At 67.2% G+C, this 22159-nt stretch carries 24 protein-coding genes; 17 read left to right on the top strand and 7 right to left on the bottom strand.

The features are described from left to right. Positions 1 to 9 precede the first annotated feature (9 nt). The 7 genes from hisC to ABIC63_RS13415 all read left to right on the top strand — a co-directional run bounded on the left by hisC (position 10) and on the right by ABIC63_RS13415 (position 6331). Positions 10 to 1122, top strand: a complete 1113-nt coding sequence (gene hisC / locus ABIC63_RS13445; protein WP_354320096.1) for a histidinol-phosphate transaminase — start codon at positions 10 to 12, stop codon at positions 1120 to 1122. After that, positions 1119 to 1766, top strand: a complete 648-nt coding sequence (hisB, locus tag ABIC63_RS13440) for an imidazoleglycerol-phosphate dehydratase HisB (RefSeq protein WP_244917690.1) — start codon at positions 1119 to 1121, stop codon at positions 1764 to 1766. The genes hisC and hisB overlap by 4 nt, the downstream gene beginning before the upstream one ends. Before the next feature lie 43 nt (positions 1767 to 1809). After that, on the top strand, positions 1810 to 2466 hold the full coding sequence (gene hisH / locus ABIC63_RS13435) for an imidazole glycerol phosphate synthase subunit HisH (RefSeq protein WP_476346724.1): 657 nt from the start codon (positions 1810 to 1812) through the stop codon (positions 2464 to 2466). A gap of 129 nt (positions 2467 to 2595) precedes the next feature. Next, on the top strand, positions 2596 to 3342 hold the full coding sequence (gene hisA, locus ABIC63_RS13430; RefSeq protein WP_294370529.1) for a 1-(5-phosphoribosyl)-5-[(5-phosphoribosylamino)methylideneamino]imidazole-4-carboxamide isomerase: 747 nt from the start codon (positions 2596 to 2598) through the stop codon (positions 3340 to 3342). Positions 3343 to 3390: 48 nt separating this feature from the next. Next, complete coding sequence (locus ABIC63_RS13425; RefSeq protein WP_354320095.1) at positions 3391 to 4257, top strand: D-hexose-6-phosphate mutarotase; 867 nt, start codon at positions 3391 to 3393, stop codon at positions 4255 to 4257. A 7-nt stretch (positions 4258 to 4264) separates the two neighbouring features. Continuing rightward, complete coding sequence (hisF, locus tag ABIC63_RS13420; RefSeq protein ID WP_114802299.1) at positions 4265 to 5044, top strand: imidazole glycerol phosphate synthase subunit HisF; 780 nt, start codon at positions 4265 to 4267, stop codon at positions 5042 to 5044. 195 nt (positions 5045 to 5239) lie between these two features. Next, positions 5240 to 6331 carry a polysaccharide biosynthesis/export family protein gene (locus tag ABIC63_RS13415; protein WP_502935873.1) on the top strand — a complete coding sequence of 364 codons (1092 nt, stop codon included), beginning with the start codon at positions 5240 to 5242 and terminating at the stop codon, positions 6329 to 6331. Positions 6332 to 6466: 135 nt separating this feature from the next. Here the strand turns inward: ABIC63_RS13415 and ABIC63_RS13410 are convergent, their stop codons facing one another. The 5 genes from ABIC63_RS13410 to ABIC63_RS13390 all read right to left on the bottom strand — a co-directional run bounded on the left by ABIC63_RS13410 (position 6467) and on the right by ABIC63_RS13390 (position 13372). After that, positions 6467 to 8698: a polysaccharide biosynthesis tyrosine autokinase gene (locus ABIC63_RS13410; protein WP_354320094.1), complete on the bottom strand. Its 2232-nt coding sequence runs from the start codon at positions 8696 to 8698 to the stop codon at positions 6467 to 6469. Positions 8699 to 8724: 26 nt separating this feature from the next. Further along, positions 8725 to 9159, bottom strand: coding sequence for a low molecular weight protein-tyrosine-phosphatase (locus ABIC63_RS13405; RefSeq protein WP_043115070.1), 435 nt, complete (start codon positions 9157 to 9159; stop codon positions 8725 to 8727). A gap of 108 nt (positions 9160 to 9267) precedes the next feature. Next, complete coding sequence (locus ABIC63_RS13400; protein ID WP_502935872.1) at positions 9268 to 12246, bottom strand: YjbH domain-containing protein; 2979 nt, start codon at positions 12244 to 12246, stop codon at positions 9268 to 9270. After that, positions 12243 to 12956: a YjbF family lipoprotein gene (locus ABIC63_RS13395; RefSeq protein WP_294370521.1), complete on the bottom strand. Its 714-nt coding sequence runs from the start codon at positions 12954 to 12956 to the stop codon at positions 12243 to 12245. Before ABIC63_RS13395 ends, ABIC63_RS13400 begins: the two co-directional genes overlap by 4 nt. A gap of 56 nt (positions 12957 to 13012) precedes the next feature. Beyond that, a complete protein-coding gene (locus ABIC63_RS13390) occupies positions 13013 to 13372 on the bottom strand; it encodes a hypothetical protein (RefSeq protein WP_354320092.1) in 360 nt (119 codons plus the stop codon). A gap of 143 nt (positions 13373 to 13515) precedes the next feature. Between ABIC63_RS13390 and hisI the strand changes: the two genes are divergently transcribed. The 7 genes from hisI (at position 13516) to tatC (ending at position 16840) form a co-directional block, all read left to right on the top strand. Then, the gene (gene hisI, locus ABIC63_RS13385) at positions 13516 to 13908 is read left to right on the top strand and encodes a phosphoribosyl-AMP cyclohydrolase (protein ID WP_294370519.1); all 393 of its coding nucleotides are present in this window, start codon (positions 13516 to 13518) and stop codon (positions 13906 to 13908) included. Between the two features lie 23 nt (positions 13909 to 13931). After that, a complete protein-coding gene (locus ABIC63_RS13380) occupies positions 13932 to 14309 on the top strand; it encodes a phosphoribosyl-ATP diphosphatase (protein WP_476346733.1) in 378 nt (125 codons plus the stop codon). A gap of 48 nt (positions 14310 to 14357) precedes the next feature. Beyond that, positions 14358 to 14747: a DUF4870 family protein gene (locus ABIC63_RS13375; protein ID WP_234194549.1), complete on the top strand. Its 390-nt coding sequence runs from the start codon at positions 14358 to 14360 to the stop codon at positions 14745 to 14747. A 48-nt stretch (positions 14748 to 14795) separates the two neighbouring features. Next, entirely contained in the window at positions 14796 to 15152 is a 357-nt protein-coding gene (locus ABIC63_RS13370; protein ID WP_354320091.1) for a histidine triad nucleotide-binding protein, read from the top strand. A gap of 43 nt (positions 15153 to 15195) precedes the next feature. Next, positions 15196 to 15435, top strand: a complete 240-nt coding sequence (tatA, locus tag ABIC63_RS13365) for a Sec-independent protein translocase subunit TatA (RefSeq protein ID WP_017761020.1) — start codon at positions 15196 to 15198, stop codon at positions 15433 to 15435. A 35-nt stretch (positions 15436 to 15470) separates the two neighbouring features. Then, positions 15471 to 15932, top strand: coding sequence for a Sec-independent protein translocase protein TatB (gene tatB, locus ABIC63_RS13360; RefSeq protein WP_294370512.1), 462 nt, complete (start codon positions 15471 to 15473; stop codon positions 15930 to 15932). A gap of 92 nt (positions 15933 to 16024) precedes the next feature. Continuing rightward, positions 16025 to 16840: a twin-arginine translocase subunit TatC gene (tatC, locus tag ABIC63_RS13355; RefSeq protein WP_354320090.1), complete on the top strand. Its 816-nt coding sequence runs from the start codon at positions 16025 to 16027 to the stop codon at positions 16838 to 16840. Positions 16841 to 16967: 127 nt separating this feature from the next. Here tatC and ABIC63_RS13350 read toward each other — a convergent pair whose 3' ends face one another. Continuing rightward, the gene (locus tag ABIC63_RS13350) at positions 16968 to 18125 is read right to left on the bottom strand and encodes a S1C family serine protease (RefSeq protein ID WP_354320089.1); all 1158 of its coding nucleotides are present in this window, start codon (positions 18123 to 18125) and stop codon (positions 16968 to 16970) included. Between the two features lie 299 nt (positions 18126 to 18424). On the opposite strand from ABIC63_RS13350, the gene ABIC63_RS13345 reads away from it, so the two are divergent. From ABIC63_RS13345 to pdxA, 3 genes are read left to right on the top strand one after another with little or no spacing between them, the layout of a single operon-like run. Further along, positions 18425 to 19738 carry an MFS transporter gene (locus tag ABIC63_RS13345; protein WP_354320088.1) on the top strand — a complete coding sequence of 438 codons (1314 nt, stop codon included), beginning with the start codon at positions 18425 to 18427 and terminating at the stop codon, positions 19736 to 19738. After that, positions 19735 to 20499 (top strand): Nif3-like dinuclear metal center hexameric protein, encoded by a 765-nt coding sequence (locus ABIC63_RS13340; RefSeq protein ID WP_294370506.1) that lies wholly within the window; start codon positions 19735 to 19737, stop codon positions 20497 to 20499. The genes ABIC63_RS13345 and ABIC63_RS13340 overlap by 4 nt, the downstream gene beginning before the upstream one ends. Positions 20500 to 20509: 10 nt before the next feature. Continuing rightward, complete coding sequence (gene pdxA, locus ABIC63_RS13335) at positions 20510 to 21562, top strand: 4-hydroxythreonine-4-phosphate dehydrogenase PdxA (RefSeq protein ID WP_354320087.1); 1053 nt, start codon at positions 20510 to 20512, stop codon at positions 21560 to 21562. 72 nt (positions 21563 to 21634) lie between these two features. Here the strand turns inward: pdxA and mscL are convergent, their stop codons facing one another. Next, positions 21635 to 22069, bottom strand: a complete 435-nt coding sequence (gene mscL, locus ABIC63_RS13330) for a large conductance mechanosensitive channel protein MscL (RefSeq protein ID WP_294370502.1) — start codon at positions 22067 to 22069, stop codon at positions 21635 to 21637. Positions 22070 to 22159: the final 90 nt, after the last annotated feature.

The following is a 22159-nucleotide window of genomic DNA, read 5'->3' as shown; positions in this document are numbered from 1 at the left end:
CCTACCGTCATGACCAACTCCTCGACTTCTGACCTGACCCGCCGCGCCCTCGAACGCATCCGCCCCGACGTGCGCGACATGCATGCCTACGTCGTGCAGTCCGCCGAAGGCCTGCTCAAGCTCGACGCGATGGAGAACCCCTACGGCCTGCCGCCCGAGTTGCAGGCCGAGCTGGGTGCCCGCCTGGGCGCGCTGGCCGTCAACCGCTATCCCGGTGACGAGGCCCAGCGGCTCAAGACGGCGATCGCGGCCCATGTGGACCTGCCGGCTGGCCAGTCGCTGGTGCTGGGCAACGGCTCGGACGAGCTGATCTCGCTGCTGGCCATCGCGTGCGACCGGCCGGGCGCCACCATCCTGGCGCCGCTGCCCGGCTTCGTGATGTATGCGCTGAGCGCGCAGCTCCAGGGGCTGCGCTTCGTCGGCGTGCCGCTGGATGCCGATTTCCAGCTCGACGAGGCCGCCATGCTGGCCGCCATCGCCGAGCACAAGCCGGCGCTGTTGTACCTGGCCTACCCCAACAACCCGACCGCCAACCTGTTCGACGCCGCCGTCATGCGCCGGCTGATCGCTGCCCAGGGCGAGCAGGGCGGCCTGGTCGTGATCGACGAGGCCTACCAGCCCTTCGCCGCCCACAGCTGGCTGGACGAGATCCGACGCGACCCGTCCGCGCACGGCCATGTCGTGCTGATGCGCACGCTCAGCAAGTTCGGCCTGGCGGGCGTGCGCCTGGGCTACCTGCTGGCGCCCGAGGCGCTGGCGGCCGAGATCGACAAGGTGCGCCCGCCCTACAACATCAGCGTGCTCAATGCCGAATGCGCGCTTTTCGCGCTGGCGCATGCCGAGGTGTTCGAAGCGCAGGCCCGCGCGATCCGTGATGAGCGCAGCCGGCTGGTGGAGGCGCTGAAGGCGCTGCCGGGCGTGAAGGTGTGGCCCAGCGAGGCCAATATGGTCCTGCTGCGCGTGCCCGATGCCGATGCCGCCTTTGCCGGCATGAAGGCGCGTGGGGTCCTCATCAAGAACGTTTCTAGAATGCACCCGCTGCTGGCGAACTGCCTGCGCCTGACGGTCGGAACCCCCGACGACAACGCGCGCATGCTGGCGGCCCTCCAAGCCTCCCTATGAACACCCCCACGGCTCCCGACGCCATCGTTGCCGCCGCCGGCGGCTCCACGCCCCCGGCGCGTATCGCCGAGGTCGCCCGCAACACGGCCGAGACGAAGATCCGCGTGCGCGTCGACCTCGACGGCAGCGGCAAGGCCCAACTGGCCACCGGCATCGGCTTCTTCGACCACATGCTCGACCAGATCGCCCGCCACGGCCTGATCGACCTGGACGTGCATTGCGAGGGCGACCTGCACATCGACGGCCATCACACGGTCGAAGACGTCGGCATCACCCTGGGCCAGGCGGTCGCCCGCGCGGTGGGCGACAAGAAGGGCATCCGCCGCTACGGCCATGCCTATGTGCCGCTCGACGAGGCGCTGTCGCGCGTGGTGGTCGACTTCTCCGGCCGCCCGGGCCTGCACATGGATGTGCGCTTCACCAGCGGCATGATCGGCGGCTTCGACACCCAGCTGACCTTCGAGTTCTTCCAGGGCTTCGTCAACCACGCGGGCGTGACGCTGCACATCGACAACCTCAAGGGCGTCAATGCGCACCACCAGTGCGAGACGATCTTCAAGGCCTTCGCCCGCGCCGTGCGCGCCGCGCTCGAACTCGACCCCCGCTCGGCGGGCGTGATTCCCTCCACCAAGGGCTCCCTGTAAACCTCCCGGCGCACCGCCGCCCGACCGGTCCTTTCCGACCCGAATGACTCCGATGAAGAACAGCGTCGCCGTGGTGGACTACGGCATGGGCAACCTCTGGTCCGTGTCCCAGGCCGTGCGCCATGCGGCAGACGCCGCGGGCGTGGAGGTGCACGTGACGGCCGACCCCGAGGTCGTGCGCGCGGCCACCCGCGTGGTTCTGCCCGGCCAGGGCGCCATGCCCGACTGCATGCGCGAGCTGCGCGAGTCCGGCCTGCTGGCCTCGGTGCTCGAAGCGGCCGCAAGCAAGCCGCTGTTCGGTGTGTGCGTCGGCATGCAGATGTTGCTGGGCCGCAGCGAGGAAGGCCCCAGCGAGGGCCTGGACCTGATCCCCGGTGAGGTGTTGCGCTTCCAGCTGGCCGGTCGCCTGCAACCCGACGGCAGCCACTTCAAGGTGCCGCAGATGGGCTGGAACCAGGTCTCGCAGGCGCGCCCGCATGCCATGTGGCAGGGGATTCCCGAGGGGGCGTGGTTCTATTTCGTCCACAGCTTCTACGCGCGCCCGCAGGACGCGGCGCACAGCGTGGGCGAGGCCGACTATGGTGGCCGCTTTACCGCGGCGGTGGCCCGCGATAACATTTTTGCGACCCAATTTCACCCGGAAAAGAGCGCCGACCACGGTTTGCAGCTCTACCGGAACTTCCTCCACTGGACTCCCTGAATCGGCCAAGCCGATCACCGCGGTTGCGGTGGGTGCCCGCGTGCCCCGCATCAGCCTACGGCGGCCGGCTCGGAACAGATTCTTTTCGCCTACTCCTCTTTCGTTCCCGGCACTCCCCAGCGCCTCATCATGCTCCTCATTCCCGCCATCGATCTCAAGGACGGCCATTGCGTTCGGCTCAAGCAGGGCGACATGGACCAATCGACCGTCTTCAGCGAAGACCCCGCGGCCATGGCGCGCAAGTGGGTGGAGGCGGGCGCCCGCCGCCTGCACCTGGTGGACCTGAACGGCGCCTTCGCCGGCAAGCCGCAGAACCATGCGGCCATCAAGGCAATCCTGCGCGAGGTGGGCGACGACATTCCGGTGCAACTGGGCGGCGGCATCCGCGACCTGGACACCATCGAGCGCTACATCGACGACGGCCTGCGCTACGTGATCATCGGCACGGCGGCGGTGAAGAATCCCGGCTTCCTCAAGGATGCCTGCGTGGCCTTCGGCGGCCACATCATCGTGGGCCTGGACGCCAAGGACGGCAAGGTGGCCACCGATGGCTGGAGCAAGCTCACCGGCCACGAGGTGGTGGACCTGGGCAAGAAGTTCGAGGATTACGGCGTCGAGTCGATCATCTACACCGACATCGGCCGCGACGGCATGCTGTCGGGCATCAACATCGACGCCACCGTGAAGCTCGCGCAGGCGCTGACCATCCCGGTGATCGCATCGGGCGGCCTGTCCAACATCGCCGACATCGAGCAGCTGTGCGCGGTGGAAGGCGAGGGCGTGGAAGGCGTGATCTGCGGTCGCGCCATCTACTCGGGCGACCTGGACTTCGCCAAGGCACAGGCCCGGGCCGACGAACTGGCCGATGCGGCCTGACGCCGCGCTCCGCCTTCCTGCCTTCACCGGCCGCTTGAGGACTTTCGGATGAGCCTGCGCGAGATCACCGTCCAAGGCCAGCCGGCCGTCGAACTGTCGGCCACCACGGGCGACCAGGTCACGGTGGCGTTGCATGGCGGCCATGTGTTGTCCTGGCGCAGCGCGGACGGCACGGAGCGGCTCTACCTCAGCCCCAAGGCGGTGTTCGATGGTCGCGCGGCCATCCGCGGTGGCGTCCCGGTCTGCTTTCCCCAGTTCAACCAGCGCGGCCCGCTCGTCAAGCACGGCTTTGCGCGCAACCTGCCCTGGCAGGTGGTCCCCGACGCGGCTGCCGACACCGTCAGCCTGGGCCTGACGGCCAGCGACGAAACCCTGGCGGTCTGGCCGGAGCACTTTCAGCTTCGCCTGAACGTGCACGTGCCCAAGGCGAATGTACTGCGCATCGACCTGCAGGTGCGCAACACGGGCACGACGCCCTGGCCCTTCACTGCGGCGCTGCACAGCTACCTGCAGGTGGACGACCTGGCGGACGTGCAACTCCAGGGGCTGCAGGGCGCCGCTCGCTGGGACGCGGTGCGCGACGAGCGTTCGACCGAAGGCCGCGAGGTACTGCGCTTCGGCGAGGAGTTCGACAGCGTCTATGCCGCGCCCGCCCATCCTCTGGTGCTTCGCGCGGCGTCTGGCGAACTGCGCATCACCGCCGCGCCCACCTGCCCGGAGACGGTGGTGTGGAATCCCGGCCCCGCGCTGTGCGCGCGCCTGGCCGACATGCCGGCCGATGGTTGGCGCCGCATGCTCTGCGTCGAGGCTGCGGCCATCGACACCCCCGTCGAACTGGCGCCGGGCAGCGAAGTGCACCTGTGGCAGCAACTCGATGCCAGGCCTTCCTCCTCCTCCTCCTCCTCGACTTCCTGATCCTGCCATGCTTGCCAAACGCATCATTCCCTGCCTCGACGTCACCGGGGGGCGGGTGGTCAAGGGCGTCAACTTCCTGGAACTGCGCGACGCGGGCGATCCGGTGGAGATCGCTGCCCGCTACAACGCCCAGGGCGCGGACGAACTGACCTTCCTGGACATCACGGCCACCAGCGACGACCGCGACCTGATCCTGCCGATCATCGAGGCCGTGGCCTCGCAGGTCTTCATCCCGCTCACCGTGGGCGGCGGCGTGCGCACGGTGGAAGACGTACGCCGGTTGCTCAATGCCGGCGCCGACAAGACCAGCTTCAACTCCGCCGCGATCGCCAATCCGCAGGTGATCGAGGACGCCTCGTCCAAGTACGGCGCCCAGTGCATCGTGGTGGCCATCGACGCCAAGCGGCGCACGCCCGAGGAAGCGGCGACGCGGGGCGAAGGCTGGGACGTCTACAGCCACGGGGGCCGCAAGAACACCGGCCTGGATGCCGTCCAGTGGGCCAGCGAGATGGCACGCCGCGGCGCCGGCGAGATCCTGCTGACCAGCATGGACCGCGACGGCACCCGAAGTGGCTTCGATCTTGCACTCACCCGTGCCGTGAGCGATGCGGTGAGCGTGCCGGTGATCGCCTCGGGCGGCGTCGGCTCGCTGGCCGATTTGGCCGACGGCGTGCAGCAGGGCGGTGCAGACGCCGTGCTGGCCGCCAGCATCTTCCATTACGGCCAGCACACGGTGGGCGAAGCCAAGGCCCACATGGCTAAACGCGGCATAGTGGTGCGTACCTGACAGACTTATACGGAGCCGCATCCAAAGCCGAATATCATCAACATAGCGTTGACTTTTTTTGGCCACCGCTGCGCGCAGGGCCGTTGCTGCAGCAGTGCGTGATCCACGATCTGACAGGTATTTGATTTGAAACTCCCAGTGAATTTGCCGGCGTGGACGGCGTTGGCGACTGCAGCGCTTCTACAGGGTTGCACCGTGGTTCCCGGCATGGGGCCTGTCGCTCCTTATTCGGATCAGGCCGAATTACCACCTAAGTTTCAATATGTGCCGGATGAGGCACCCGAAGGGCGCATCACTCCCATCACTCAGGCGCTGGTGCGCACATTGCAGGAAGTTGCGCCGCGTGGTGTTCCGCCTGAAGTGCAGGCCCTGTTCGGCAAACCGGAGCCCTATTCCATCGGGCCCGGCGACGTGGTCGGCGTCATCGTGTACGACCACCCCGAGTTGCTGCCCAACGCGGGCGCCGTGATTTCGCAACAAACCGATCCGACGGGCGTCAGCGTGGCGCCCGGCTTCATCGTCGGGGGCAATGGCGAGATCTATTTCCCCTACGTGGGCCGCGTCAAGCTTGAAGGGCTGACCGAGGCCGAGGCATCGGACCTGATCGCACGCCGCCTGGAGCGCACCATCCAGAGCCCGCAGGTTTCGGTGCGCATCCAGTCCTTCCGCAGCCGCCGGGCCTATGTGGAAGGACAGGTGCGGACGCCTGGGATGCAGATATTCACCGACGTGCCCATGACTTTGGCCGAGGCCATCAATCGGGCCGGGGGCATCACGGATGCGGGGGACCGTTCCTCGATCATGCTGATGCGCGGTGGGCGGTCCGTGCGCATCGACCTGACGGCACTGCGCGAAGCCGGCCATGACCTCAACGACATCCCGCTGCGCAGCAGCGACACCATTACCGTCGGCACGCGCGAAGACACCAAGATCTACGTGATGGGCGAGGTACTGCGGCCCACCGCGCTCGCTTTGCGCGGATCCGGTCGCCTGACCCTCAACGAGGCGCTGGGCGAAGCGGGTGGGCCGTCGCTGGAGACCTCCAATCCTGGGCAGATCTATGTGATCCGCAAGGGACAGACGGGCTCGCCGGCGATCTTCCAGCTCGACGCCAAGAACCCCGCGGCCTTTGCCCTGGCCACGCAGTTCCCGTTGCGTCCCCAGGACGTGGTGTACATCGATCCGGTGCCGCTCGTTCGCTGGAACCGCGTCATCAGCTTGATCCTGCCGTCGGCCTCTGCTGTGAATTACGGTTCGGAAGTGGTCGACCGCGCCCGAGGCTGGTAAGGCCGGGACGGCCTGGCCGACAGGCCGTGACTGCGCAAAAAAATGGCCGCCCACTGGGCGGCCATTTTTTTGCCATGCCTCGATCAACCGGACCGCAGCCTCCCGTCGAAGGGAGAGGCCGCAGGGAGAGGACTCTCAGCGCTTGTACTTGTACTCGGTGTAGCGGTAGCCGCCATAGCGGTAGCCATAGCTGCCATAGTGGCGGCGCGTCATGTCCATGGCGTTGAACACCACGCCCGTCGGCGTGACGTTGCCTTGGCGCAGGCGCTTGACGCTTTCGACGAGCTCGCCCATCTGCGTCTGGTCGGCACGCGCCACCAGCAGCACCACGGCCGAATGCGTGCCTGCCGCGGCGGCATCGGCCGCCACCAGCACCGGCGGCGCATCCATCACCACCAAGTCGTATTGGGCCGACAGCGTGTCCAGCAGGCGGGCGAAGGTGTCGGACATCAGCATGTCCGCGGGATTGGGCGGATAGCGGCCGCTGGTCAGGACGTCCAGGTTGGGCACCACCTCACGATGGATCGCCTGCTCCGTGGTGACCTCGCCCACCAGCAGTTCGGACAGGCCGCCCTCGCGCGCGAGCCCGAACTGCTTGTTGATGTAGCCCTTGCGCATGTCGGCGTCGAGCAGCAGCACCCGCTTGCCCGCCGCCGCCATGATGGCCGCGAAGTTGGCGGAGACGAAGCTCTTGCCGATGCCAGGCGTCGGACCGGTGATCAGCACGCGGTTGTTGGCGCCTTCGAGCATGGCGAACTGCAGCGCGATACGCAGGCTGCGCACGCTTTCCACCGTCGTGCTCTCGGGGTTGGTGACGGTCAGCACATGTACGCCCTTCTGGCCGGACTCCATGCGCACTTCCAGCACCCCTTGCTCCTGCGTGTACGGGATGACCGACATCACACTCATGCCGGTGTGGCTCTCGATTTCCTGGGGATTGCGGATGCCGCTGAAGAACATGCTGCGCACGAAGGCGACCGCGACGCCGGCAAGCAGGCCCAGAACGGCAGCCAGCGCCACCACAAGGGCCTTCTGCGGCTTCACGGGCAGGCGCGGCGACACCGCGGAATCGAGCAGGCGCACGTTGCCGGTCTTGCCTTCCTTGACCAGGCGAAGCTGCAGCGAGTTGGTCAGCAGTGACTGGTACAGCTCGCTGTTGACGCGCACGTCGCGCTCGTAGCGGAAGGCGTCCTGCTGGATGGTGGGCATGCGCCTCACGCGTGCATTGATGCCATCGATATCCCTCTGGACCAGATTGATCTGCTGGTCGATGGTCTGGACCCGCGGATGGTTGGGCGTGAAGAGGGCGATGAGCTCACGGCGCTTTTGCTGCGCTTCCAGCAACTTGCTCTGGAGGTCGACGATCTGCGTCAGCGCAGCCTTCGCTTCGTCATCGAAGGCCACCGTTCCGTTCTGATTCCTGAAGCGCGTATAGGCCTCTTCCGAGCGTTCGAGCTGGCGCTTGAACTCGGGCAGTTGCTCATCCAGGAAGTTGAGCGTCCGTTCGGCCTCGGCCGCCTTCCGCTCACGGTTCTGATCGACATACTTGGTGCCGAGCGCGTTCAGGATGGCGATCAGCCGGGCGCGATCGCTACCCTCCAGTTCCACGCTGATCACGTTCGATTGGCGGCCCTGCTCACTGATCTGCAACTTCTTTTGCAGGTCTTCGATGGTGAGCAGCCAGGAGCTTCTGCTGACGAAGAACTTGGCACCCGGTTGTCCGTCCAGCCTGTCGATCAGGATGTCGAAGTTGCCATCCGGGGTCTGGGTCTTGAGAGGCTCGCCGACGCGGCCCTCCAAGCTTGCCTCCAGTTCCGGATGCTCGACCTGGAACCGGCCTCCACCCAGTGCCGTGACGATGAACGGCTTCTGATCTTCCAGGCTGCCAGGAATGTTGAAGCGGCTCACCTCGATTTTTTCGGTGCCGGAAACACGTCCTGGCAAGCCAGGCAAGGATGTCGGCGTCGAGAGGGAGTCGGCGCGTCGCGCCAGCCATTCACCGATCAGCGGGATGTAGGCCGGCTTGGCGTCGATGTAGTACCGGGTGGCGTCCACGGCGCCCCCCACGACGAGTCGCGAGCCCAGCACCTGGATTTCGCCAGTGGCGGGCGTCTTGACTTCGAACAGGCTGGAGACATCGCCCAGGAAGTTCTTGGCGTCCGGCGCCGCATCCTCGACCTGGATCAGCAGGTTCGAGCGATAGATCGGCGTGGCCAGCAGCGCGTAGGCGGCGCCGACGATCAGTGCCAGTGCCGTGATGCCGGCCACCAGCCATTTGTTGTCGACCAGGATGTCGAAATACTCGGCCAGGTGGATTTCGTCATCGTCGTTCTCCAGGGACGCAGCGGGAGCGGGTGGTGTTTGCATGGGGCTTGCCGGAATGGCGGAGGACTTCAGGAGAGTTTGCGGATGCGTTCGGTCCACGTCTGGACGCCGGCATCGATCAGCTGCAGTGCGTTCTCGAAGGCTTCGCGGCCGAGCTTGTACGGGTCGGGCACATTCAGCCGGGCGGCGTCGCCGAGCCGGTAGACCTTGCCGCGCACGAAGGGATAGCTCTGTTCGACGAAGCGCTTCTGCGCATCGTCCATGGTCAGGATCAGGTCGGTCTCCTGGCACATGGCCAGGCTCACCTGACGCGCGCGGTGCGCGCCGATGTCGATGCCACGTTCGCTCATGAGGGCGAGCGCCGTGGGATCGGCACCGTGGCCGATGAGCGCGCCGATGCCGGCGGAACTCACGGCAAGGCCGGGAAGCTGCTGTGCGAACAGGGCCTCGGCCATGGGGCTGCGGCAGATGTTCCCGACGCAGAGGACGAGGAGGGAATTCATGGACGAACGCAAAGAGAAAGGGCGCAGCGCGCACGGGGCGCGGCTGCAGCGGGCACTGCGAGGATTACGCACGCGCCGGTCGCCCGGATGCTAACCGGCACGATGAATTCAGCGTTGGACATCGAAGTCGAGAATGTTGTCTCCCGCACGCGGGCGTGTATCGGGGGGCGGGCCGAAGCTGCGCGAATCCGGGTCACGGGCGTAGGTGAGGTCGTACAGCGTCACGGCGCGGCCCAGGCGCGCGCCGCCGTCGCGGGTCAGCGGCGACCAGTTGAAGCCGATGACGGAGCGGCTGGAGCGGGGCAGCAGCGCGTCCAGCGGGATCGAGATGAAGATGCCCTTGTCGAAGCTGCCTTCGCCGAACTGGGCGGACGAGACGTTGGTCTTGGTGGCGTAGGCGCCCATGGTCAGGCCGTTGTCGAAGCGCTTGGCGATGTCGATCGACACGCCACGGTCTCCGGCGAGGTACTGGCCGGCGCTCAGCCGCACGAGCACACCGTTCCAGCCGGTGTTCCAGTACAGCGACGCATGTCCCGTGTTGACCTGGTAATCGCGCAGCGAGAAGTGCTGTGCGTACTCGCGCTGGCGCACGTGGTTGATGTCGATGCCGAAGGCCAGGCGGCTGCCCCATGGGCGGTACAGCCATTCGCCGCCCACGCCCGCGAACATCGATTCGAGGTAGCCGCCATAGACGCTGTAGTACTGGTCGCTGGCCAGCTGGCCGACGTGCGTCAGCTGCAGGTTCGGGACTGTCACCCGGCTGGTCGTCAGGTAGAGCCGCTGGTCCGTGCGCACGCGGGGCAGGTTGCTGGGCGCGTCGTAGGTGAAGCTGCCGTAGTTGTCGGCCAGCCGCAGGTTGACCTGGCCCTGCAGCCAGGTCTGTTGCGTGAAGCGGTACTGGGCATTGGCCTTCGCGCCCAGTTCGACGAGCGCGAAGTTGTTGGGGCCGCCCACCACCTGGCTGAAGTTCGGCGAGATGCTGAAGTTGAAGCGGTCCGCGGGCCGCTCCCAGGCCGTGGCCGTCTCGGCAGGGCCGCCCGAGCCCGTGGCGGGGGGCAACTGTGCCTCGGTGGGTTCGTCCGGCACCGGCGCGTAGTCGCGCTGCGTCACGTCGCGCGCCAGGTGCGGCGGCAGGGGCTGCGCATGCGCCGCGACCCACTCCTCGCGCTGGAAGGCCTGGGCCTGGATCGCGATGCCGCGCTCTTCGTAATGGATGACGAAGGTGCGGATCCCCGCTGGCGCGCTGTGATGCAGCACGGCCACGGCGCGGTCCGAGCGCACCTCCCGGTAGACGGCATCGCTGTCGCTCACCCAAAGGTGCAGCACGTCGTCCTTGGGCGCGATGCGCAGCACGCGCCAGCCCGTCTGCGCCTCGACCTGCTCGGCCGTGCTCGCCCAGCCGGGGGGCTTGGCCGGGGCCTCGGGCATGAAGCGGGGCAGCGGTGGGTCCAGCAGCTTGGGCGTCTGGGCTGCCGCCGCGTTGCCGGACAGGGTGAGGCCGATCATGAACTTGTCGCCCCGCTCGAAGCCGGCGGCGAGGGTGACGTTCTTGTTGAGCTTGTAGGCCAGTCCCACGTTGATGGGGGAGCGGCGCGGCAGCGCGTTGTTCAGAGGGTCGTTTTGATAGTTATTGCCGTCGTACTCGATCTTGAGTGTCAGTGGATCCCAGGGTGTGCGCCATTGAATGCCGCCAAAGAGGGCTGCCGGGCCGCGGAAGTAGCTGCTGAAGTTGGCTGAGCCGGCCTGGTTTACGTCTGAAGTAGCTGCAGGCCTAGTCTTGAAGCGGTCGCTAAGTAAGGTAAAGGGATTTTTTATGTTGCCACTCGCACCCAGGTAGCCCCAGCCGATGCCCAGGCTGAAATCCAGGTCGCCCCAGCGCTTGTTGCCGACCAGGTATTCGCTGGAGAACAGGCCCGTGCCGCCGATGTCCCGGAAACCGAGCGACACCTCGGGCAGGTACGTCGATTCACGCATGAGCCTGAACTTGACGTCGATGCTCTTGTCCTTGTAGCTCAACGTGCTGATGTTGGGGCCGTATTCGCGGTTGGAGATGCTCGTGTAGCGGAAGCCCGCCTCCATCCAGTCGAAGGGCTGGAACATGATGTTCAGCCGGCTGTAGGGCCAGACGGAGCTGTACGACGCGCGGATCTCGCCCGCAGACGCCATGCGTGCGGTGGGCGTCTGCAGCAGGCCGGTCTCGCCCCAGTCGTTGGCGCTGACGTCCAGCGGGCGGGGCAGGGCGCTCGCCACCGCGGGCAGGTTGCCGTCGGCGACGAAGGCGGTCGATGGTCTTGAGATACCGGCGGGCGGCACCATGGGGCCCTGCCGCGCGGGGGCCGGTCCCTGAGTGGCCAGGAACTTGATGAGCCCTTCAGACGCAGCGACCAGGTCGGCCATTGTGCGCGGAGGGGCCCAGAGCCAGGCACCGGGCGTCGGCTCCACGCCCGCTTCCGCATTCCAGCCCGCGATGCCGATGCGGGTGGTGCGCCCGTCGGGCTGCGCCAGCCAGGCCCAGTCCGTGGCACCCAGCCGTCCACAGGCCTGCAGGTAATCGCCCACCCAGCGGCCGCTGGCGTGGGGCACATGGCAAAGCGTGCCATCCGGCTGGACGACCACCACATCGGCCGTGCGGCCCGTGGGCAGCGCAAAGCGGGCGCGGTCGCGCGCCACCGGGTCCTGTCCCGGATTCACTTCGAGCCAGCGTGGGTCGGTGATGCTCAGCGCTACCCGGCCCGTGGCCGGCAGGCTGTGCAGCCAGGCCAGCAGGCGCTGGCGGATCTCCCGGTCCTGCCCCGAGAGCTGGGCGGCGGAGCGCTCCAGGTGGACCAGCAGGACGTTGCGCAGGTATTGCTGCGGCAGCTTCTCCTGCGGCACCAGCCAGGCCAACGCCGGATCGGCAGGCTGGGGCGACTGGCGCAGCAGCCAGTGGCTCAGCCGTTCGCCTTCCAGAGTGGGCAGGGGCGCAGGATCCTCGGCCGGAGGCGCCAAGGGCTGCGCCTGCGCCGCCACAGCGGCGCCGAGCCCGAACGCGGCAAGCAGATGGATCCTGAGGGGATGGAGGCGGAAAGTGCGTTCGCGCGTCTTCATGAGCCGGCAGATGTCGGCGTGGCTGTCGCTGAGGGCGCGCTCCACCGCTCGAAGGTGTAGCAGGCCTCGGCACTCAGACATTGCTCCGAGTACACGACGGACGGCGAACCGTTCGCCGTCATGGCAATCCCGAATCTGGCGGGAGGCAGCATAGGGCCGGGGGATGTTGATTCGGTGACTTGTTCTTCGAACCACTTCAGCGAAGCGGCACGCGCGCCCTGCAGGGCTGCGGGCGTGTAGCTTGCCAGCGGCGTAACGCGCACGGTTTCGCGGATGTTCGAGTGGTAGCCCGGCATGACGTCGCGCACACGCAGATAGCTGCCGGCGGTCTGTGCCTGCGCCCCTGCCGGCCAGAGCGGGAGCCGCTCCACCTGGGCGCGCCGCCAGTCCGGATTCAACCCGGTGGTGCCGACGACCCGGCCATCCAGGAGGCGGACGACTTCGCCGTCGCCGCTGTACCACACCTCGACCAAGCCTTGCGGCGTGGGATCGAGGTAGCCCAGCACCATGTAGACGGCGGTGCCGGCATGCGTCACGCGCAGGTAGCGAAAGGCCGGGTTGAAGACGGCAGGCTGTTGGTCCCGGATGCCGCCGGCCGTGCGGTCATACAAAAGCCGGGCACTGTCGCCCAGCGCTGCACTGCCGGTACTGCAGCCTCCCACCAACGCCGTTGCCAGAACGCAACAAAGCAGCCTCAGATGGAGATGCATCGAAGGCTGCCGCCGCGTGGAAGAGCGCACCCCTCGGCCACGAAGGGTGCCGGGGCTCACCGGCTCGTGGTACCGGTGGTGCCCGTCGTGCCAGTGGTGCCGGTGCCGGGGAAGACACCGGCGTTACCGCCGTCGCTGCCGCCGCCGGCCGCTGCGCCAATGGCCAAGGCGCCAGCCAGGCCAGCCACGGCGAGACCCGCAGCGCCCAGGCCACCTGCAGCCGCGCCCGTAGCGCCGGCCGCACCAGCGGTCCCGCCGCCGGCTGCGCCACCGGCGCCACCTGCCCCACCGCCAGCGCCGGGCGTCGCCTCGGCGGGCGTCGAAGACGGCGGAGGAGGCGTCTGGGCAGAGGCGATCATGGGTGCGGACACCAGGGCGGCCGCAGCGACCATCGAAACGAAACGAGCAAAGTTCATGGCACTTCCCCAAAAAGCCTGTGTGGCCAATATGCCAGCCGCGCCCAAGGCGCACCTGACCCAAAATGTTTCCCGAAGTTTAACGGCCGTGGCCGCGGAAGGCCATTTTTTGTTGCAGTGCAGCTGGGTAACAATCTGTCCCCATGACCACATGGATCGATGAAGTGAGCTGGGACGCCGCGGGGCTGGTGCCCGTGATCGCCCAGGAACACGGTTCCAAGGACATCCTGATGTTTGCCTGGATGAACCGCGAGGCCCTTGCCAAGACCGTGGAGTTGGGGCGCGCCGTGTATTTCAGCCGCTCGCGCGGCAGGCTCTGGTTCAAGGGCGAAGAGTCCGGCCACATCCAGCGGGTGCATGAGGTGCGGCTGGACTGCGACAACGACGTCGTCCTGCTGTCGGTGACGCAGGAAGGGCATGATCCCGGCATTGCCTGTCACACCGGCCGTCATAGTTGTTTCTTCCAAAAGTATTCTGATGGGCGGTGGGTGGCCGTCGAACCGGTGTTGAAGGACCCGACCTCGATCTACAAATGACTGTTTCCGATTCCTCCGACCCGATGCCTGCCTCCCCGACGCTCGACATCCTGGAGCGCCTTGCCGCGGTGATCGACAGCCGCCGGCCCGCCGCGGGCGGCGATCCGAGCACCAGCTATGTCGCCCGACTGCTTCACAAGGGCCCCGATGGCTTTCTCAAGAAGGTGGGCGAAGAGGCCACGGAGGTGGTCATGGCCTGCAAGGACGCCGACCACGGCGCACCGCGGGAAAAAATAGTGAACGAAGTGGCCGACCTGTGGTTCCACTGCATGGTGGCGCTGGCCCATTACGGGCTCTCGCCCCGGGACGTGGCGGCCGAACTGGCGCGCCGCGAAGGGATGAGCGGCATCGAGGAAAAGGCCCTGCGCAAGGCGCAGGCCCGCGAGGCGGCGGGTGATTGACGCCTCGGCCCGCGCCGCAGGCGCTTCGACATCCAGCTGGAGGAAGCTATGAGCAAGGACATCATCGACGTGGGCGGCAGCGATTCGCTGCGCGCCGTGGGCTGGGTGAGCTATGTGCTGCACCTCATCGTGGCCATCGCGGCCGTGGTGCCGGGCGCCCAGGTGTCGGTGCTGCTGTTGCTCATTGCCCTGCTGATCGACTTTGTCAAACGCGACGATGCGGCCGGCACCTGGCAGGCCTCGCACTTCACGTGGCGCATCCGGTCGGTGCTGTGGGCGGGACTGCTCTACGTTCTGACCTCGTGGCTCTGGCTGCTCTTTCTCGTGCCCGGATGGATCGCCTGGAGCCTGATCTCGCTGTGGTTCCTGTACCGCATCGTCAAGGGCATGGTCCGGATGAATGCCGGGCGCCCCATGGACACTGCGGCTGCCGCGTGACCGCCAGCTCACCTTTCTGCGTTCCCCTCCCCTAAAAGACCCAATCGAATGGCTGAGCCCGACTGCATCTTCTGCAAGATCGTCGAAGGAAAGATTCCTTCGCGGAAGGTGTACGAAGACGACGACCTGTATGCTTTCCACGACATCGCGCCGTGGGCGCCTGTGCATTTCCTGATCGTGCCGAAGCGGCACATCGCTTCGATGGCGCACCTCACGTCCGAGGACGAGTCGTTGATGGGCCGCATCATGACTCTGGCGCCCCGTCTGGCCCTGGAGCAGGGTTGTGGCGCCTATCCCGAGGGTGGCTTCCGCGTGGTGGTGAACACCGGCAAGGAAGGCGGGCAGGAGGTGCACCATCTCCATGTCCACGTCATGGGCGGTCCGCGTCCCTGGCTCAAGGGCTGAGCCCGTCCGCAGTCTAAAATTTGAACATTGTTAGGAGTCTTCCATGGGTTCGTTTTCCATCTGGCACTGGCTGATCGTGCTGCTCATCGTGGTCATGGTCTTCGGCACCAAGAAGCTGAAGAACATCGGTTCGGACCTCGGCGGCGCCGTCAAGGGCTTCAAGGACGGTATGAAGGACGGATCGTCCGACGCCCCCGCCGCAGGGACGCCCACGCAGCAGGTGACCGGCCAGCCCTCGGCCGACAAGTCCACCATCGACGTCGAGGCGCGTCAGAAGTCCTGAGTGCTGCGCGCAATTCCTGAGCGAGGGGCACGCCGGTGATCGATCTGGGCATTTCGAAGATGGCGCTGATCGGCGCCGTTGCACTGGTCGTGATCGGCCCCGAGAAGCTGCCGCGCGTGGCGCGGACGGTCGGCACGCTGCTCGGCAAGGCGCAGCGCTACGTCAACGACGTCAAGGCGGAGGTCAACCGCTCCATGGAGCTGGATGAGCTGCGCAAGATGAAGGACAGCGTCGAAGGCGCGGCGCGCGACGTGGAGCAGAGCATCCGCGACGGCGCGCAGGACGTGCACAACGACCTCTCCGGCCTGGACACCGTCACGCCGGCCACCTCTTACGAGGCGGCGCCGGTCTACCCCGTCTACCGCCATCCGAAGAAGAACTGGCGCCTCAAGCAGGGCGCCGTTCCAACCTGGTACAAGGCGCGCAACAAGGTTCGCACCCGCGCGCAGTCCGGAGCCGCTCGCGTGGCCCGTCATCGGCCACGGCCCGGCGCCTGAGCCGCGGAAGCCTGCACGGTACATCCTGGCTCCGCGGCTTTTTTCCTTTCCGTTCATTTGTGCGCCCGAATCCGGCCACGCGGTGACCTCTGATGGCTGAATCTCCCTCCCACGACAAAGAAGACGAGCTTGCAGGCACGGAGCAGCCATTCGTTGCCCACCTGACGGAGCTGCGCGACCGGCTCCTCTACTGCATCTACGGCATCGCACTGGCGGCGGCATTGCTGGCGCTCTGGCCGGGGCCCGGAGGCCTGATCGACTGGATCGCCATGCCCATCAAGGCGCACATGCCGCCCGATGCTAAGCTGATCGCCGTTGGTGTGTTCTCGCCCTTCTTCGTGCCGCTGAAGGTGCTGGCCATGGCAGCCGTGCTGCTGGCGCTGCCTTGGCTCATGTATCAGGTCTGGGCCTTTGTGGCGCCGGGCCTCTACAGCCATGAGAAGCGCTTTGCCCTGCCGCTGATCATCTTTGGCAGCTTCCTGGCCTATGCGGGCATCGCCTTCGTGCAGTTCTTCGTGCTGGACAAGATGTTCGCCTTCATCCAGCGCTTCACACCGGCCTCGGTCGCGGCCACGCCCGACATTTCTTCGTACGTGGAGTCCATCCTTTCGCTGTACATCGCCTTCGGCCTCGCGTTCCAGGTGCCGATCGTGGTGATGCTGCTGGTGCGGTTCGAGATGGTGACCATCGAGAAGCTGCGCAGCTTCCGTGGCTACTTCATCGTGCTGTCTTTCGTGGTGGCCGCGGTGGTCACGCCGCCCGACGTCATCTCGCAATTGGCGCTGGCCGTGCCAATGTGCGTGCTGTACGAAATCGGCATCGTCGCCGCGCGGTACTTCTCCAACGCCACGCGGGCGCCCGAAGAGACCGAGGCCGCGAGCGAAGAAGCGAAGTCGGCGGGACAGTAAAGTAAGCAAGCGCGGACCTGGCGCGCACGGCTGTTGTCTAGGCGAGGAGCGCGTTTCTCGCGCAGGCGACCCCAAGGGCCTCCGCGCATGCGCGGAGGCCCAATCGTCTGGCCAGGATTTGCCTGCGCTACTCGGCCTGGCGCCGCCGCACCGGCGTGGCCGGCCTTGTTCCGGCGGTGACGTCGACCTCGATCCGGTCGTTGCCGCGCTGAACCTGGAAGCGGCTGGCCGTGCCCGGCTTGAGCCCGGCCACGGCGGTCAGCAGTTCCTGCACGTTGCCGATGGCCTTGTCGCCCACACCGGTGATCACGTCGCCCGGCCGGATGCCGGCCTGCGCAGCGGGCGCGTTCTGCAGCACGCCGGTGATGATCACGCCCTGGGTCGCCTTGACGCCGAAGGTCTCGGCCATCTCGGGCGTGAGCGTGGCGGGCTCCACGCCGATCCATCCGCGGGTGACGCGGCCATCCTTCACGATGCCCTCGAGCACCTGCTTGGCCGTGGACACGGGAATGGCGAAGCCGATGCCCATGCTGCCGCCCGAGCGCGAATAGATGGCGGTGTTGATGCCCTGCAGATTGCCCTCGGTGTCGATCAGCGCGCCGCCGGAGTTGCCGGGGTTGATGGCGGCATCCGTCTGGATGAAGTTCTCGAAGGTGTTGATGCCGAGCTGGTTGCGGCCCAGTGCCGAAACGATGCCGCTGGTCACCGTCTGTCCGACGCCGAAGGGATTGCCGATGGCCAGCACCTGGTCGCCCACGAGGAGCGCATCCGAGTTGCCGAGCACGATCACCGGCAGCTTGTCCAGCGCGATGCGGATGACCGCCAGGTCGGTGTCGGGGTCGGTGCCGATCAGGCGGCCGCTCGCGTGCCGGCCGTCGTTCAGGGTGACCTCGATCTCGTCGGCGCCCTCGACCACATGGTTGTTGGTCAGGATGTAGCCGTCCGCGCTGACGATCACGCCGCTGCCCAGGCCGACTTGGGGCTGTTCGTTGCCCTGGTCGCCGAAGAAGAAGCGGAACCAGGGGTCGTTCGAGCGCGGATGCCGCGGCGCCGCCTTGCTGGTGTTGATGCTGACGACCGCAGGCGCCGCTTTCTGCGCGGCTGCGGCAAAGCTGCCTGGGGCCGGCGCGGGCGGCGCCGAGGCGGGGGCCTCGATGATGGAGACGACCCCACCCAGAGAGGTGCTGCCCCGCCGGACCCATTCGGGCTTGAGGGTGGCGACGACGAAATAGCCCGCGAGCAGGACGGTCACGGCCTGGGCAAAAAGCAGCCAGATGCGCTTCATGAGGGGAGAGGAGGGGTGCAGTGGCAGAGAAAGGCGGAGGGTTCCGCAGGGCCGGGAATTGTCTCCCAACGGCTGGAGCCGACTTTTGATTCAGCGTCGGACAAGACCCCGTTGCGGCTCGATGCTGGGGGTGAATCCTAAAATGTTGGGTCGCGTCCAACCCGGTCGCCCGCGACAGTGGCCCGCGCAACCCATCCGGTTGTCTGCGTCTCGCGCCTGTCCATGCCCTCGCTGTTTCTCATCTCCCGCCCCGTGTCGGGCGCGCCGGCCGGCGGCCGTCTCCGCTGCTTCGCTCTGCCATGTCCTCTGCATTTCCCTCCGCCGATCCGCGCGCGCTTACCGCGCGCGACTACAAGACGCTCGCCCTCTCGGCGCTGGGCGGCACGCTCGAGTTCTACGACTTCGTCATCTACGTCTTCTTCGCCACCGTCATCGGGGCGCTGTTCTTCCCGGCGGAGATGCCCGATTGGCTGCGCCAGCTGCAGACCTTCGGCATCTTCGCGGCGGGCTACCTGGCCCGGCCTTTGGGTGGCATCGTCATCGCGCATTTCGGCGACCTGCTTGGCCGCAAGCGGATGTTCTCGCTGTCGATATTTCTGATGGCGGTGCCGACGCTGGTGATCGGCCTGCTGCCCACCTATGCGGCGATCGGTGTGGCCGCCCCGTTGCTGTTGCTGCTCATGCGTGTGCTGCAGGGCGCCGCGATCGGCGGTGAGATGCCGGGCGCCTGGGTCTTCATCGGCGAGCATGTGCCGGCCCAGCGCTACGGGCTGGGCGTGGGCACGCTCACGGCCGGCATCACTGGCGGCATCCTGCTCGGGTCTCTGGTGGCCGTGGCCATCAACACCCACTACGTTCCGGCGGAGGTGAGCGACTTCGCTTGGCGCATTCCCTTCATCCTGGGTGGCGTGTTCGGCCTGGTGTCGGTGTACCTGCGGCGCTTCCTGCACGAGACGCCGGTGTTCCAGGAACTGGCCCAGCGGCGCAATGTGGCGGCCGAACTGCCCCTCAAGACGATCGTGCGCGACCACCGCGGCCCCGTCTTCTTCGTGGCACTGCTGACCTGGGTGCTGTCCGCCGCCATCGTGGTGGTGGTGCTGTACACGCCCACCTACCTGCAGAAGGTGCACCACATTCCTGCGGCCATCGCGCTGGAGGCCAACGCCCTGGCCACGCTGACGCTGACGCTGGGCTGTGTGATCGTCGGCTGGGCCTGCGACCGCTTCGGCACCAGGCCGACCATGCTGGTCGGCTGGGCCGGTCTGTTCATTACGGCCTATCTCTTCTACACCGGCCTGCCGGGCACCACCGCCTCGCTCTTCTGGCACTACGGGCTGGTCGGCCTGTTCGTGGGCACCATCGCGACGGTGCCGATCGCCGGGGTGCGCGCCTTTCCGGCGCCGGTGCGCTTCTCCGGCCTGTCGTTTGCCTACAACATGTCGTACGCCATCTTCGGCGGGCTGACGCCCGTGATCTTGACGCTCTGGCTGCAGCGCGACCTGATGGCGCCCGCCCACTATGTCGGTGCGCTCGCGCTGCTGGGCTTCGTGCTGGCCTGGTTGCCGCTGGCCGCGCGCGGCCATGCCATGCGGCCCGCGACAATGCGCGCATGAGCATCACGCGATCCGCCCTGCTGCACGCCTTCGACGAGCTGCTGTCGCCCGAACGGTTCAAGGACTACGGGCCCAACGGCCTGCAGGTGGAAGGGCGGGGCGAGATCCGCAAGATCGTCTCCGGCGTGACTGCCAGCCGCGCCTTCATCGAGGCGGGCATCGCGGCAGGTGCGGACGCCTTGTTCGTCCACCACGGCCTGTTCTGGCGCGGCCAGGACGGGCGGGTGACCGGCTGGATGCGCCAGCGGCTCGGCCTGCTGATCGGCCATGACGTCAATCTCTTTGCCTATCACCTGCCGCTGGACGCCCATGCCGAATTGGGAAACAACGCGCAGTTGGGCAGGCAACTGGGGCTCGTCCCCCAGCATCAGCGATTCGGCGACCAGGATCTGGGCTGGCTCGGCGCGCCGGGCGCGGGGCTGCAGTTCGAGAGCGCGCAGCAACTGGCCCTGCACATCGAGGCACGGCTGGAGCGGCGCGTCACCGCCATTCCCGGCGACGGCCGGCCGTTGCAGCGCATCGCGTGGTGCACGGGCGGCGCGCAGGGCTTCTTCGAGGCGGCCATCGCCGCCGGGGCCGATGCCTTCATCACCGGCGAGATCTCCGAGCCCCAGGCGCACTACGCCCGGGAGTCGGGCGTGGCTTTCCTTGCCTGCGGTCACCATGCCACCGAGCGCTACGGCGCCCCCGCCGTTGCCGCGCATGTCGCGGCGCAATTCGGACTGGCGCATGAGTTCATCGACATCGACAACCCTGCCTGAGCCGTTCGCCATGCGTGCCCCCGATGCTTCTTCCGTCCTGGCGCTTACCCAGGGAGACCCGGCGGGCGTCGGTCCGGAGATCATCGTGCGTGCCTGGCAGGAGGCGCCGGATGCGCTGCGGCATTGCTTCGTCGCCGGCGATGTCGCCGTGATGCGCCGTGCTGCCCGATTGATGGCCGGTCCGCAGGGCCTGGCCTGGCCCGTCGCGCAGATCGAGCGGCCGGCCGACGCGTGGGCCATGCCGCCTCGATGCATTCCCGTGCTGCAGGTCGGCGCATCGCTGGTGCCGCCAGACTATGGCCGCATCACGGCCGAAGCGGGCCGCAGCGCGGGCACTGCCGTCGAATGGGCAGCGCGCGCCGCGCTGCGCCGGGAGATCGCGGCCATGGTGACGGCCCCCCTGCACAAGGAGGCGTTGTCTGCGGCCGGCTACGGTTTTCCGGGCCACACCGAACTGCTCCAGGCCGAGGCCGCGGCCTTCCGGGGCGTGGGCATCGAGGAGGTTCCGGTGCGGATGATGCTGGCCAACGACGAACTGCGCACCGTGCTGGTCAGCATCCATGTGTCGCTGCGGGAGGCCATCGATCGCCTGAGCCGCGGCGGCGTGCTGCAGACGCTGCGCATCACGCATGCCTCGCTGGCCCGCATGCTGGGCCGCGTGCCACGCATCGCCGTGGCGGGACTCAATCCGCACGCCGGGGAGGGCGGCCTGTTCGGCCGGGAGGAAATCGAGCGGATCGCCCCGGCGGTGGCCGACGCGCGCGCCGAGGGCATCGAGGCCTTCGGCCCCTTCGCGCCGGACACGGTGTTCATGCGGGCTCGACGCCAGCCGGGCCAGGCCGCAGTCGAATTCGACGCCGTGATCGCGATGTACCACGACCAGGGGCTCATCCCGGTGAAGTACCTCGGCGTGGAGACCGGCGTCAACGTGACGCTGGGCCTGCCCTTCGTGCGAACCAGCCCAGACCACGGCACCGCCTTCGACATCGCAGGCCAGGGCGTCGCGAAGGCCGACAGCCTGATCGCCGCCGTGCGGATGGCGCGAAGCCTGGCCGGCTGTTGAGCGGGCTGCCGGCGAACGGCGTACTGCGCCGACGGCCCCGGCGCCGCACGGCGCGCAGGGGCGGGTGGATGTTCAGCGGCGTGCGAGGCTGTCGCGGATCTCGCGCAGCAGCACGATGTCTTCCGGCGGCGCGGCAGGCGCGGCGGCGGCCGGTTCCGCCTTTTCGCGGCGCAGCCTGTTGATCTGCTTGACCATCATGAAGATCACGAAGGCCAGGATCACGAAGTTGACGACGATCGTCAGGAAGTTGCCGTAGGCCAGGACGGGAACACCGGCTTTCTTGAGATCGGCCAAGGTATTGGTCACGCCCGCAGGTATCGTGCCGAGCACGACGTAGAGGTTGGAGAAATCGAGTCGGCCGAAGACCAGCCCCACCAGCGGCATGATCACGTCGCCGACCAGCGAATCGACGATCTTTCCGAATGCGCCGCCGATGATCACGCCCACGGCCAGATCGACCACATTGCCCTTGACCGCAAATTCGCGGAACTCGCTGAAAAAGCTCATGAAAAGTTTCTCCTTTCCCATGTGTGTTAACACTTTAGGGGAAAGTATAGAGAGTCGGACGGGCGTCGAGCCCGACGGCATGATGGCTCC

This window comes from Pseudacidovorax sp. 1753 (genome assembly GCF_040544975.1).
Taxonomy (GTDB): domain Bacteria; phylum Pseudomonadota; class Gammaproteobacteria; order Burkholderiales; family Burkholderiaceae_C; genus Xenophilus.
This window is presented reverse-complemented; position numbering and strand designations above follow the sequence as displayed.